Here is a 13,431-nt window from a genome sequence, read left to right on the forward strand (position 1 = left end):
CTATTTATGCGGCTATTTGTAGGGCACCAATGAAGTAGAAAATACTATATCTTTTTTAATACAATCTGCTCGTTAAGCATCTCGTGCATTTGCTTATAAAACTGCCTTACTTCGGCATAATCATCTTTTGAATAATGCGCTTTATTATGATCAATAACATACCTCACGGATATATAACCATCCTGCTCGGCAACAAAACGCTTAAAGCTGATACTTTGATCTGGCATAATGATGCGCACGTTTTTGGGAAGGGCCTCGGCTTTATAACCGGCCGGCATTTTATAATTGCCCATTAGCTCATACCGGTTCAGATATCCAAAATCAATATCGGTAGCCCGGTTTTCGCTCAAAAACGGGTTGGTGCGCATGGTAGTAAATAAATTGGGGTTAAAGTAAATATAGGTCCCGTCTGATCCGGTTAGCTCCAGGTTGAAGGTTATATTTTGCGTCAATGGCAACGTATCAATCTCCAAATTATTCATTTTTATGGATGATATTTTAAGGTTGTTGTCATTATCGCGTATAAAATCGGTGTATTTTTTTTCACCGTCCGTTTTATAGCGCTGGGTGCTGTTTATTTTATTGTAGCTAAAGCTGCTGATATCCGCGGTACCTGTTATTTTGCTTTCGGGCAAAATATCGGCGGTTACAATAACTACCTGCCTTACCGGCGCTTCCTTAGTTATAAAAACGATATCATATTGATCTGTAGCCTTATCAATATATAAACCCGATGAGTTAAGCAAAACATCAGGTGTTTCGTTATACAAATTATATTTGCCGGTAGCATCCAGAATATATTCTTTAACGGTATCAACAGGCACATAAACAACAGCCCGGTTAAACTGCGATAATGAAGTATTGTATCCATCAACCCTTCCATGCTCGCGCGTACTCACTATCATCGGGTATGCTTTTACTCCCGATTGCTTCAGCAGGTGGTATAAAATCAGGTTAACTTCGGCCGAGTTGCCGGTTTTCTTTTCCCAGGCACGGTATGTGCCGTCGGTAGTATACCATCTGTCTATTCCATCCCATTTCATCGCGTTTTTAACCTGGTTAAATACAAAGGCTATCTTTTCATCATCGGTTTTTAAGGCTTTCGCTTTATTAATAATCAGCTCCTCGCCTGTTAGTTTTCTTTTAAGCTGGCCGCCAAAATCTTCATCATCGGCAATTATGCCACCAACCTTTGCCCATGTATCTGAATAGGATTTCATGAAGCCATAGCTTGATTTTATTGAGGTAAGATTAAAATGCAATGACATCAAATTATCGGCGTATGAACTCATATAAGGCTCATCATGCAGCGATGGAATATTTACCAATATCCTTTTTCGCTTTTCTTCATTATATGTCAACGCATTGCCGCCGCCGCCAGTACTTCGGGGTTCGCTGGAGTGCTCAGATTTAAAATAGGATTGCCAAATGTGGCTTATTTCCCTAAAATATAACAGATCAGGAATAGCTGTATCCAACTCACTGTATCGTACAGGTATTTTTTGCTGAAAATCCCAGGAAGGAAAATTGCTGATGGATTCTGTATGATACTTATATTTATATTCAATAACAGAGCCGGCTTTCACATTTGGCATCGAGAAAACTATGGCACTGCGTACCTTATCAATGTTTTGCGTATAAATGAGCTTTTTATCAAGCTTTGTAATTTCGGGCTTGCCATTAACTAAATTAATGGTCTCGGCTTGTATATCATTAACATATTCCAACCGGTTGCCCCCATAATACTCAATACGGATGTTGGCTTCATCTTTACCGTTATCATTAAATATTTTGATCCGTTTATGATACTCGCCCTGGATGGTAAAAACGCCGTCGTAATAAACGTCGCCTTTATTAAAAAGTACTTCTGCATTGGCATCGGGCTCAAAATCGCACTTGGTCATTTCAAGATCGGCGTTATCAATTTTGCCAAAGGGCATAATAGTAGGCGTAGTTTGCGCATGTGCAGTAAACGCAAATATTACAGTCGCCAGGAGAGTAAAAAATTTGTTCATATTAATGTGATAAGGGAAATAACGGTGGTCTAATATAACAATAAGTATAAACATTTTATAAAAAGGGCATTGTTAACCAATTTTATAGAGCTGCCTGTTCCCAGATTACATTATACATGCTATTTTGGCACAAAGTATACCGGTTTGTGTATATATTAGTAAACTGGCACTTTGATTGATAAACCATAGTTAATGAAGCAAAAATTTTATGATACTGCTGTGAAGCAGGAAAAAGCTGTTTTGGTTGGCGTGATGACACCTCATGTAACTGATGAGCAGAATAAGGAATATTTAGAGGAACTGGAGTTTTTAGTGATGACTGCCGGCGGCGAAACGGTAAAAACCTTTACCCAGAAACTGCAGCGACCGGATAGGTCAACTTTTGTAGGCTCTGGCAGGCTGGAGGATATCAAAGCTTTTGTAATAGAGGAAGAAATTGATATGGTTGTTTTTGATGATGAGCTTACCCCATCGCAATTACGCAATATTGAGCGGGAACTGCAGGTTAAGATCCTTGATCGTAATAACCTGATCCTGGATATTTTTGCAAACCGCGCGCAAACCGCGCAGGCCAAAAGCCAGGTTGAACTGGCACAGCTACAATATTTATTACCACGCCTTACCCGTTTATGGACTCACCTTGAGCGCCAAAAGGGTGGTATCGGTATGCGCGGACCAGGTGAATCACAAATTGAAACCGACAGGCGCTTAATCCTGGATAAAATATCGCTGCTAAAAGATAAGTTAAAGCTGATTGATAAACAGAACGAAACACAACGCAAAAACAGAACCCAGATGGTGCGTGCTGCTTTGGTAGGTTATACCAACGTGGGCAAATCAACCATCATGAATATGATATCCAAATCAGATGTTTTTGCCGAAAACAAACTATTTGCAACACTTGATACCACGGTACGTAAAGTAGTAATTGAAAATGTGCCTTTCCTGCTATCTGATACGGTAGGGTTCATTCGCAAGTTGCCTCACCATTTGGTGGAGTGTTTTAAATCGACCCTGGATGAAGTGCGCGAGGCCGATATTTTAGTGCATGTAGTTGACGTTTCGCACCCCAACTTTGAAGATCAGATTCGCACGGTTAATGAAACCCTGAAAGATATTGGCGCTATTGATAAAAAAATGATCACGGTATTTAACAAAATAGATGCCTTTAAACCCGAGCAGCATCAGTTAGACCAGCAGGCAGAACCGCTTACCCTTGATGATTTTAAACATAGCTGGATGGCTAAAAACAACAGCCCCGCCATATTTATATCAGCCACAAAAAAAGAAAACGTGGAAGAATTCAGGAGCCTGCTTTATGAAGAAGTAAAAGTTATACATACCAGTAGGTTTCCGTATGATCAGCTGCTTTATTGATTAAAGCCAACTATATTACGCAGGTAATTATCCATCATTTCAATATCAATTACATCATTGATAAAACCGATGTGCATATCGGGCCGAATGATAAGTGCTTTTTTCTGGTTTTCCCTGATCTCAAAAACATCAAATACCTGCTGGTTTCTGGCTGAAGGCGGCAGGTAAAAAAAATTAAGATTGGAAGGATATTTCTGCGTGATCCATTTGGCAAGGGTAAACAGGTCAATCTCCTGCAGTTTGCCAATGGCAATCATGGTAAAGCCGGGCTTTGCGCACCATTCATGCAAATCGGTTTCCAGTTGTTTTTTTTCGTCGAATACTTTAAGGTAAGGCAACCTGTCGCCAGCTTTTATTTTGGTGGCATGGCTCAGATTAAGATTGATCTTGCTATCGCGATAACTAATACCCGTTTGCGATATCCGCTTAAAAAATGTTTGCCTTGATCCGGGCTTGCTCCAGGCATTTTTTAGCACTACCGGCAACAACCATTTCTTAAATAAGTTTACAAACAAGTTACGGGAGAGGATCATTTTAAAAATCCGGTCGGTAGTATTCAATAGTTCCCGGGCCACCGGCATCCGTTCGGTGGCATAGCTTTCCAAAATTGATTCTTTAAGCTGATTATTAACAACACCAGCCAATTTCCAGGCCAGGTTATAGGCATCCTGCAAACCCGTATTCATCCCCTGCCCACCAACCGGCGAATGAATATGCGCTGCATCGCCTATTAAAAAGCAGCGATGATCTCTAAATTTACCCGCCATGCGATGATGCAGTTTATAAGTAGCAAACCAGTTGGTGTGCTCTATTTTTACGCCCGCCCCGGTTATACCATCCAGATAAGGCAATACATCTTCCATTTGTATGTCCTCGCGGTTATCAAACGCATCGGGCAGGTTGCCAACAATGCGGCAATAGTGCTCTTCGGGCATCAGGAAAAAAGCGGCGAATCCCTTTTTTGATAAATAAAGATTCACTTTATCACCTAAAACATCCTCAATTTTAACATCGGCTACATAAAATTGATGTTGGTAGGTATCACCGTTGAAGGGTAACTGTAATTGCTTGCGGATTGGGCTGCGAGCGCCATCGGCAGCTATCAGCCAGTCGCATGTTAATGTTTGCGTTTCATCACCGGTTTGCAGCTGCAGGGTTGCTTTTGACTTATCCTGGTCAACACTTATAAAGGTAGTATCCCAATAAACGGGACAGCAGTTCAGCGTTAAATAATCAAGCAGGAGGCGCTCCGTTTTACTTTGCTGATACATATAAATGTATGGGAAGGCAGTTACTCCTTCGCCGATGCCATCAAGGGCTAATGATGCCATTTCAAGCCCCTCCTGGTTAATAACTGCTCCCGCAACGGCCTTGCTGTCAGCAATGACCCTATCGATAAGCCCCATCTGCCTGAAAATTTCCATCGAACGGGCTTGCACAGCCAACGCTTTGGATTTATCCGTTGGGCCTTGCTTGCTATCAATAATTACGGGCTGCACACCATAACGCAATAGCTGGGCTGCCATCATTAATCCCGATGGCCCCGCACCTACTATCAACACGCTGGTATGTTGCTGCGTAATGGTCATTAACTATCCATGAAAAAGTAAAAAAATAGTTGGGCGCTTATGCAGTTCGGGCACCTTTTTTTGCCATTCCATAATGGTTTTGGTTTGCACAAATTCGGTAGCGGCGGTAAGGTCAGTAGCTATACACAGTTTTGTTTTGGGCGATGCCGTTTTTAAAATTTCTTCCAGTAAAGAATTATTACGGAAAGGCGTTTCAATAAATATCTGTGTTTGATCAAGCCTGGTGGCCAGACCTTCCAGCTCTTTAATCTTTTTGCTGCGAAGCACTTTATCAATTGGCAGGTAACCATTAAAGGTAAAGCTTTGCCCGTTAAATCCCGAAGCCATCAGCGCCAGCAAAATAGAACTTGGACCAACCAATGGCACAACTTTTATACCCATGCGGTGGGCTTTATCAACAATTTCGGCGCCGGGATCGGCAATACCGGGACAACCGGCTTCGCTCATGAGGCCTACATCGTTACCGGCCTGTAAACCTTTAAAAAAATCGGCTGTGCCAGTATCACGACTATACTTACTATAATCATGAATTACGAGTTCGCTTTGCGGGGTTTTTAATCCGGCCTCTTTTAAAAACTTGCGGGCGGTTTTCTCATTCTCCACAATATATTCTTTGATACTATTAATCGTATCAACCAAATAAGGTGTAAATGATTTGGCTGCCGCTTCTTCGGCAAGCGGTACGGGTATTAAATAAAGGGTTCCATAGGGCATATTGCAAAGTTGGTGTTTTTTGTTTAATTTAAGCTATTGAAAGGAGCTTGAAAAATATGAAACCATTAGGTGTTAACTGGTTTATTGAGGGATACATTGATTTTGAGCATAAAAAGTATCTCCTGCTTAATTATTTACAGGAAATTAACCGTCATTTTGATAAAAGCAAGTTATACCCCAACCTTGCCGACCTGATATTTCATTACAATAACCTTGTAGATTTTAAAAAGAACAAATCGCTGATGCAGCAGGCTTTTCCGCAGCGATTAACCCAGGCGGATATTGATGCCGTAAAGCTTACGTACCAAAAAATAATTCAGGACGATCAAAGCATGCAGGAGATAGAAATGATCATCTCCTACGCTATGTCAAAAATGAACCCGGCAATACAAACAGGCAAAGAAATTTATGATTTTGTAGAAAGTCACCTTAATATCAATCCGGTAGGTATTATGCCACTGATGCCCTTTCATGGCTATTTCTCTCTACGTAACGGCAAGGAACGTACCGGCTGGATCTATGAATACCAGATCACTATTTTTGAGGGTAAGGACGATAAATACCGGGGCATCAACGTAACTTTCATTGATACCTACGAGCATAGCATTGTTAATACGCCCGAAGCTATTAAGCTGAATTTATTAAAACGCGATAAGTTTATGCCCAACCCGGCAGTATATTATGTGCACAGCGATATCACCTTCCCGCTGGAGCAAACATTATTGCCGGTGGCCAAAAGGAGCCTCGTGAAATATATATCAAAGGCAGCGTAGCAGTCTGAACCGGAATTAAACGAATTTTTTGAATTAACAGAATTTCCTAAGAGGCTCTTTAAAATTAAATAAATAGATTGTCATTGCCTTTGGTCTAACAAAAGAAACAATCTCTACACAGGTAGATCGACCTTGTAGAGCCTCTTTGTGCAGCTTGGAGATTGCTTCGTACCTCGCAATGACGCGCGGATATATACTTCATTAGAAGTATAAAAAAACTAATGTATCAAACTCAGACAGCCTCTAAAAACAGCTTAAAATTAAATTCTGTTATTCCTCAATTCAAAAGATTTCGGTTCAGACAATTCACTCCGCACAAAAAAAGACCATTACGCTAAGCACAAACTCAACATAACAGCCTTTCTTAAAAAATCATTAAAATCTTTAAGTAAAGTTTATTCCAAAGTGATCTGCCTCCTTATACTTTCTTCTAATGAAATAAAGGTTTCCGTACGTTGAATGCCTTTAACACCCTGAATCTGCTCGTTTAAAACTTCGCGCAGGTGCGTGGTATCGTGACATACAATTTTGGCAAAAATACTCCACTCGCCGGTGGTATAATGCAACTCAACTATCTCTTTTATAGTTTTTAACTGTTTTACAGCCTCGTTATATTGCGAGCCTTTTTCCAGATAAATGCCCAAAAAAGCAGTAATATCGTACCCTAATTTTTGCGGATCTACCTCCAAACTGGCTCCCTTAATTACACCCATCTCCTCCAACTTTTTCATCCGCACGTGTATGGTTCCGCCAGAAACTATCAACTCTTTAGCTATCTCAGTGTATGGAGTGGTAGCATTTTTCATCAATATTGATAAAATCTGTATATCGAGATTATCAATTTCTAAATTTTGAGCTTTTCTGTGGGACATAAATTTGAATATCTATATTGAAATACAAGTTTAATTAAAATTTGAATAAAAATAAAATATTTTTGTTGAAATATTTGCAAGGAATTGATAGGTCTATTAGATTTGTATCAAGCAAATGACAAAATGCTAATCGTTCTTTAAAACAAAAACAATGTTGGGTGGTGAAATTTTTGGCAGACACACCTCCTTGTCCCGGTGGCGGAGATCATAGAAAACCCGAAGCGGGCTAACTACTCTGTGGAGGTTCGAATCCTTCCCCAACAGCAAATCCATGAAAGACGGGATTTATATACTGTAGGATGGTGAAATTTTTGGCAGACACACCTCCTTGTCGCGGTGGCGGAGAATTTGGGAAACTTTTAGCAATAAAAATAACCACTCCGTGGAGGTTCGACTCCTTCTCCTACAGCTCTTCTCATAATTTAGGTTTATAATTGGTTAGTAAAGGCCCCTGCCCATCAGGGGCTTTGCTGTTTTGAAGGCTTTTTGCTATTCAATAAACACTATTTGTTAAGTATGCCCTGTTGCTGGGCCGCTTTTACAATTTCGGGCAGGCTTTTTTTATAATCTTCCAAATCCCATCCTTTAAAATAATCTTTCATCGCAGTCATCCCCATAGCTTTACGCCGCTCTTCAAGATGATCAACATCCTTAACAGGGTAAATATATTTTTTACCAGTTTGCTTATCTGTAAATCCCTGGCTGCCGTACAACTGCGCTTTACCTTCGCGCATGTTTATCCTATCTTCCAATATAGCCAGGTTACTTGATAGCGTTTCGCCGTTTTTTTCGGCTGTTCTTATCATAGGTAAATACGTTTTCTGTGTTTTCAAATCGGCATGCTGAATAACCAGGAATAAGGCCTCACTCGCATTTACTCCTACCTTTTCGGGGCCAAGCCAACCATATTGTGCTATTATCTTATTCACCACGATGAGGTTTCGTGCGTCTGCATCCCTCATTATTTTCTCTAAACTATCAATTACATGTGCACTTAGTTTATTATAAACAGCATTCCCATATTTATTCCGGGGTACCTGGTCCTGCTTGTAAAGGCTATCTAAAGTAACCATTAAAAGTTTATTAAACTTACTGCTGTCTATTTGGAAGGTACTAACCTGCGCCATAGATAATGAACAGATGTGCAAAAGCGCAAAGAAAAAGAATAAGGTTTTCATACAGATATTGTGGCCGGTTAATTCCACACCTTACAAGATAAACAATAATCAAGTTTATATGAACCCAAACTTCGTTTGTATTACAAATATTACTGTGTCATTTTAACACATTGGTATTGACACTTCAATATTTTATTATAAATTTGGAAACTGCCAATCGATTGTATCAATTGCAGAAATAGCTCCGGAATACCAATATCTAAATCCAATTAACCAAACCCATATTTAATCAATATGAAGAAAATCGCCCTATTGGTCCTTGTAGCACTCAGCTGCACTTACTTTTCATGTAACAAAGCCCGACCAGGCAAACCCCGCGTGCTTGTATTTTCAAAAACCATGGGCTACCACCATACATCAATAGATGCCGGTATTGCAGCCATCCAAAAAATGGGCAAAGAAAATGGCATTGAGGTAGACACCACCAAAAACCCAGCAATGTTTAATGAGGATACCCTTAAAAAATATTCGACTGTTATTTTTTTAAGCACTACCGGAGATGTACTGGATTACCGCCAGGAAGCCGCGTTTGAGCGCTATATACAAGCCGGCGGTGGTTATGTAGGCGTACATGCCGCAGCGGATACCGAATATGACTGGGGATGGTATGGCCGCCTCATGGGCGATTGGTTTTATGACCACCCGGGCATTCACGATAAAAATCCTAATGTGCAGCCAGGTACCTATAACGTAGTTGATGCTACTAATGATGCTACCAAACACCTGCCCAAAGTATGGAAACGTACAGATGAGTTTTATAGCTTTAAAAAGGCCCTTGCCCCCGATGTTCACGTGTTGATCACGCTTGATGAAAGCACCTATAAGGGAGGTAAAAGAATGGGCTTACACCCTGCAACCTGGTACCATGATTTTGATGGCGGTCGTGCGTTTTACACCGCAATGGGGCATACCGAAGAAAGCTATAAAGATGATAACTACCTAAAAATGCTGCTTGCTGGTATCAAATATACCATTGGCGAAAATAAAGAACTCGATTACTCCAAAGCAAAATCACAATTGCCGCCAGATGAAGACCGTTTTTCTAAAACCCAGCTTTCAACCGGTCAGTTTTTTGAGCCTACGGAAATGACAGTTCTGCCCAACCTGGATATTTTAGTGGTACAGCGCCGCGGCGAAATCATGCGGTACAATCACGAAACTCAAAAAGTTAAACAGGTGGGCTTTTTTGATGTGTACTACAAAACACTGCACACACCAGGCGTAAATGCCGAAGAAGGTATGCTTGGCCTGGCTAAAGATCCCGACTTTGCCAATAACGACTGGGTTTATATTTATTATAGCCCTGCCGATAGCTCGGTAAACCGCCTATCGAGGTTTACATTTAAGAACGATACACTTGATAAAAAAACCGAGAAGGTAATACTGGAAGTAAAAGCCCAGCGCGAAATTTGCTGCCATACCGGTGGTTCCATCGCTTTTGGACCGGGGCCTGATAAAATCTTGTTCTTCTCGGCAGGTGATAACTCTACCCCTTTTGATGAAAAAGGACAAAAATACGTAACCAGCGGCTATGCTCCTTTGGATGACAGACCGGGTCACCTGCAGTTTGATGCCCGCCGCTCGGCTGGTAATACAAACGATCTGCGTGGTAAAATCATGCGTATAAAATTAAAGGACGATGGCACTTATGATATCCCCGAAGGAAACCTGTTCCCTAAAGGCACGCCAAAAACACGCCCCGAAATTTATGTTATGGGCGATAGAAACCCTTACCGTATCTCTGTAGATCAGAAAAATGGCAACCTATACTGGGGCGAGGTTGGCCCGGATGCGCATAATGATAGCCTTGACAACCGTGGCCCAATGGGTTATGATGAGATAAACCAGGCCCGCAAGGCCGGTAATTTTGGCTGGCCATATTTTGTTGGCAACAACAAGCCTTACCATGTTTATGATTACGCCACCGGCAAATCCGGACCAGCATTTGATCCTAAACACCCGGTAAATAACTCTCGTAACAATACCGGTTTAACTGATTTACCACCTGCACAACCTGCATTTATATGGTACCCTTATGGGGCATCGGCCGATTTCCCGCAAGTAGGTTCAGGTGGTCGTAACGCCATGGCAGGCCCGGTTTATTATACCGATATGTTCCCTGCCGAAACCCGTTTGCCTGATTATTACAATGGCAAATTTTTAGCCTACGAGTGGATGCGCGGCTGGATAAAAGCTGTTAGCCTTACACCAGAAGGTGATTTTGATAAAATGGAGCCGTTTTTTCCGGGCCTGAAAGCAAATTCTATGATTGATATGGAAGTTGGACCGGATGGAAGATTATATGGCTTAGAGTACGGAAGCGGCTGGTTTACCCATAACCCGGATGCCGGTTTAATACGGATTGACTACATCGCAGGCAACAGGCCGCCGTCAATATCCAATTTAAAAGTGGATAAAACATCTGGGCTTTTGCCGTTTGCTGTTAAGCTTACCACGCAGGCTAAAGATCCCGAAGGTGATAAAATTACCTATAAATGGACTTTAGGTGATGGAACTACCAAAGAAACCGATGCTCCGCAACTTGACTATACTTACACCAAACCAGGTGATTACAAAATTACTGTGGAAGCAAAAGACAGCCAGGGTGCAGTGAGCAAAAGTTCGCCGGTAAATATCTATGCCGGAAACGAGCAGCCACAGGTAACAGTAAAATTAGTTGGTGGTAATAAATCATTTTATCTTCCGGGCTCTCCGTTAAGTTACGCTGTAACTGTAACCGATGGCGCAGATACTAAAAAGATTGACCCTAAACGCATCATCGTTAATGTGGATTATATAGACGGATATAAGAAACCAATAGAAGCATCTAAACTGGAACAGACAGCGCCAGAAAACAGCGGCAAAACCCTAATGCTTACTATGGATTGCAAAAGCTGCCATAAGGAAGTGGGCAAATCAATTGGGCCTGCGTTTACTGATGTAAGCACCAAATACCAGAAAGATCCTGATGCCATGAACAAGCTTAGCCAAAAAGTAATTAAAGGCGGCGCGGGTGTTTGGGGCGAAACAGCAATGTCTGCTCACCCGAACATTAAAAAAGGCGACCTGGAGCAGATCATCACCTGGGTAATGTCATTAAGCAATAAAAATAATCAGAAGAAATCCTTACCTCCATCAGGCGTCATTATGCCAGATCCGGGTAAACAGCCTGCTGCTACCCTGGTATTATCGGCCAAATATACAGATGATGCAACCGGTGCCATCAAAGCATTAACCGGTGCAGGTGTAGCTACTTTAAACAGCAGCAACTATACATTTACCGGCGCAGAGAAGTTTAATGGCTTTACCGCGTTTAAATTCAATGGCATTAACCTGCTTATCCTCCCACAAAATGAGGGCTGGTTTGCGGTGGATAACATTGATCTTACTGGCGTTAAATCGATAAATATGACTACCTTTTGGCAGGTAGCGCCAACAATCGGCCTTAATTTTGAGCTGAGGATGGATGCACCAGATGGCAAATTAATAGGTAAAGGCGGCTTACCAACACCAGCTAAAGATCAAAAAGGGGGCATTGCCCATATAACCGTTAGCCCGGTTACCGATGGCAAAATGCATCAGCTATATTTTATTTACAAACCAATAAAACCTGTTGCGATGCAGGCAGGTGTTACAGGTTTAATATTTAGCGCTAAATAGGAGCTTTAGCCCCAAGCTTTATAGTGAAGCAAAGAGGGTTTAAAAAGAAAAGTTTCAAATACAAAAAATCCCGACAGGTTAGCTTGTCGGGATTTTTTTTATTTAAAACTGTTGTTTGTGTTCTTACTATAGGTTTTGGGAAGACTTTTTTAATTCCCTCCCAACGGGAGGGGTGCGGCTGAAATGTGCGCAATGGCAGGGAGGGGTTTCGCCGACATGCCGTCTGCAACTGTACTTGAACGCCTGATTTAACCCCTACCTCCCCTTCCCCGAGGAAGGAATCGCACATTGCCCGGCTTTTTATCCTTCCGAACATCCGACTTACCAAATACAAAAAATCCCGACAGGTTAACTTGTCGGGATTTTTTGTATTGTTCGATCGTTGTTTGTGTCCTTGCTATAGGCTTTGGGAAGTCTCTTTTAATTCCCTCCCAACGGGAGGGGTGCGGCTGAAATGTGCGCAATGGCAGGGAGGGGTCTCGCCGACATGCCATCTGCAACGGTACTTGAACGCCTGATTTAACTCCTATCTCCCCTTCCCCGAGGAAGGAATCGCACATTGCCCCTAAATTTATTTCTTCCGGACATCTAACTGTCCTCACAAACAACCTTCAACTCATCTTAAAATATTTTAAAGCCCACACTTAAAGCCCAAAGGTTTTGGCGCTGACCGTAATTTGAATTTACTTTTGATAAACCACCTTCGTAACGCAGATCGGCAGTTATAGCACCGATATCAACACCTGCCCCGGCCTGGAAACCTAAAGTACTTTTGTTATAGTTGCCAAAATCCTGGTAAGCATTGTTAAAATTATTTGAAAAACTTTCGCTCTTATTTAACTGGTAAGTGTATATAGGACCAGCCATAACGCGAAAATTCAAATCCTTTGCACCAAAGGATTTACCAACCAAAAGTGGAACATTCAGGTTAGTGAATCTTACTTTTCCGCTGTAGTCGGTGCCATTATTATTAGCACTGAATTTACCGCCAGTTCCACTTAAATAAAGCTCTGGCTGCAAATAAAGGCCATTGCCTATCCGGGCAAATAAACCTGCCTGGTAACCTGTGAGGGTTGATTCTTTTAAATTATCGGTATTGATTTTTGAAAAATTGACGCCACCTTTAACGCCTAAAGAAAACTGTGCTTTTGCACTGATGCTTACCGCTACCAGTAATGCTGCACTCAATAAATACTTTTTCATAATTTTTAATTTTAGCGGGGCGTAGCTGTTTTTTATACATCAATAGCACA

Annotated in this window: 9 protein-coding genes and 1 tRNA gene; 4 read left to right on the plus strand and 6 right to left on the minus strand. The window is 41.5% G+C overall.

The window, feature by feature from the left end; translation table 11 throughout:
• Positions 1–44: 44 nt before the first annotated feature.
• Complete coding sequence (locus AC1DYB_RS09190; RefSeq protein WP_477434280.1) at positions 45–2,015, minus strand: DUF3857 domain-containing protein; 1,971 nt, start codon at positions 2,013–2,015, stop codon at positions 45–47.
• A 192-nt stretch (positions 2,016–2,207) separates the two neighbouring features.
• Between AC1DYB_RS09190 and hflX the strand changes: the two genes are divergently transcribed.
• Complete coding sequence (gene hflX, locus AC1DYB_RS09195; RefSeq protein ID WP_477434282.1) at positions 2,208–3,392, plus strand: GTPase HflX; 1,185 nt, start codon at positions 2,208–2,210, stop codon at positions 3,390–3,392.
• On the opposite strand, the gene AC1DYB_RS09200 is transcribed toward hflX, so the two are convergent.
• Together AC1DYB_RS09200 and AC1DYB_RS09205 are read right to left on the minus strand one after the other, a co-directional pair.
• Positions 3,386–4,981, minus strand: a complete 1,596-nt coding sequence (locus AC1DYB_RS09200) for an FAD-dependent oxidoreductase (RefSeq protein ID WP_477434284.1) — start codon at positions 4,979–4,981, stop codon at positions 3,386–3,388. The genes hflX and AC1DYB_RS09200 overlap by 7 nt on opposite strands.
• A 3-nt stretch (positions 4,982–4,984) precedes the next feature.
• Complete coding sequence (locus AC1DYB_RS09205; protein WP_477393521.1) at positions 4,985–5,695, minus strand: SAM-dependent methyltransferase; 711 nt, start codon at positions 5,693–5,695, stop codon at positions 4,985–4,987.
• Between the two features lie 56 nt (positions 5,696–5,751).
• On the opposite strand from AC1DYB_RS09205, the gene AC1DYB_RS09210 reads away from it, so the two are divergent.
• On the plus strand, positions 5,752–6,468 hold the full coding sequence (locus AC1DYB_RS09210) for a hypothetical protein (protein ID WP_295718298.1): 717 nt from the start codon (positions 5,752–5,754) through the stop codon (positions 6,466–6,468).
• Positions 6,469–6,863: 395 nt separating this feature from the next.
• Here AC1DYB_RS09210 and AC1DYB_RS09215 read toward each other — a convergent pair whose 3' ends face one another.
• Entirely contained in the window at positions 6,864–7,340 is a 477-nt protein-coding gene (locus tag AC1DYB_RS09215) for an Lrp/AsnC ligand binding domain-containing protein (RefSeq protein ID WP_076373882.1), read from the minus strand.
• Positions 7,341–7,492: 152 nt separating this feature from the next.
• Here AC1DYB_RS09215 and AC1DYB_RS09220 point away from each other — a divergent pair.
• A tRNA-Asp gene (locus AC1DYB_RS09220) sits at positions 7,493–7,604 on the plus strand.
• A 239-nt stretch (positions 7,605–7,843) separates the two neighbouring features.
• On the opposite strand, the gene AC1DYB_RS09225 is transcribed toward AC1DYB_RS09220, so the two are convergent.
• Positions 7,844–8,518, minus strand: coding sequence for a DUF6624 domain-containing protein (locus AC1DYB_RS09225; protein ID WP_477434286.1), 675 nt, complete (start codon positions 8,516–8,518; stop codon positions 7,844–7,846).
• Between the two features lie 234 nt (positions 8,519–8,752).
• Between AC1DYB_RS09225 and AC1DYB_RS09230 the strand changes: the two genes are divergently transcribed.
• Complete coding sequence (locus AC1DYB_RS09230; RefSeq protein ID WP_477434288.1) at positions 8,753–12,178, plus strand: ThuA domain-containing protein; 3,426 nt, start codon at positions 8,753–8,755, stop codon at positions 12,176–12,178.
• Between the two features lie 621 nt (positions 12,179–12,799).
• Here AC1DYB_RS09230 and AC1DYB_RS09235 read toward each other — a convergent pair.
• Complete coding sequence (locus AC1DYB_RS09235; RefSeq protein WP_477434290.1) at positions 12,800–13,381, minus strand: porin family protein; 582 nt, start codon at positions 13,379–13,381, stop codon at positions 12,800–12,802.
• Between the last annotated feature and the right edge of the window lie 50 nt (positions 13,382–13,431).

The organism is Mucilaginibacter sp. P2_A4, assembly GCF_056405015.1.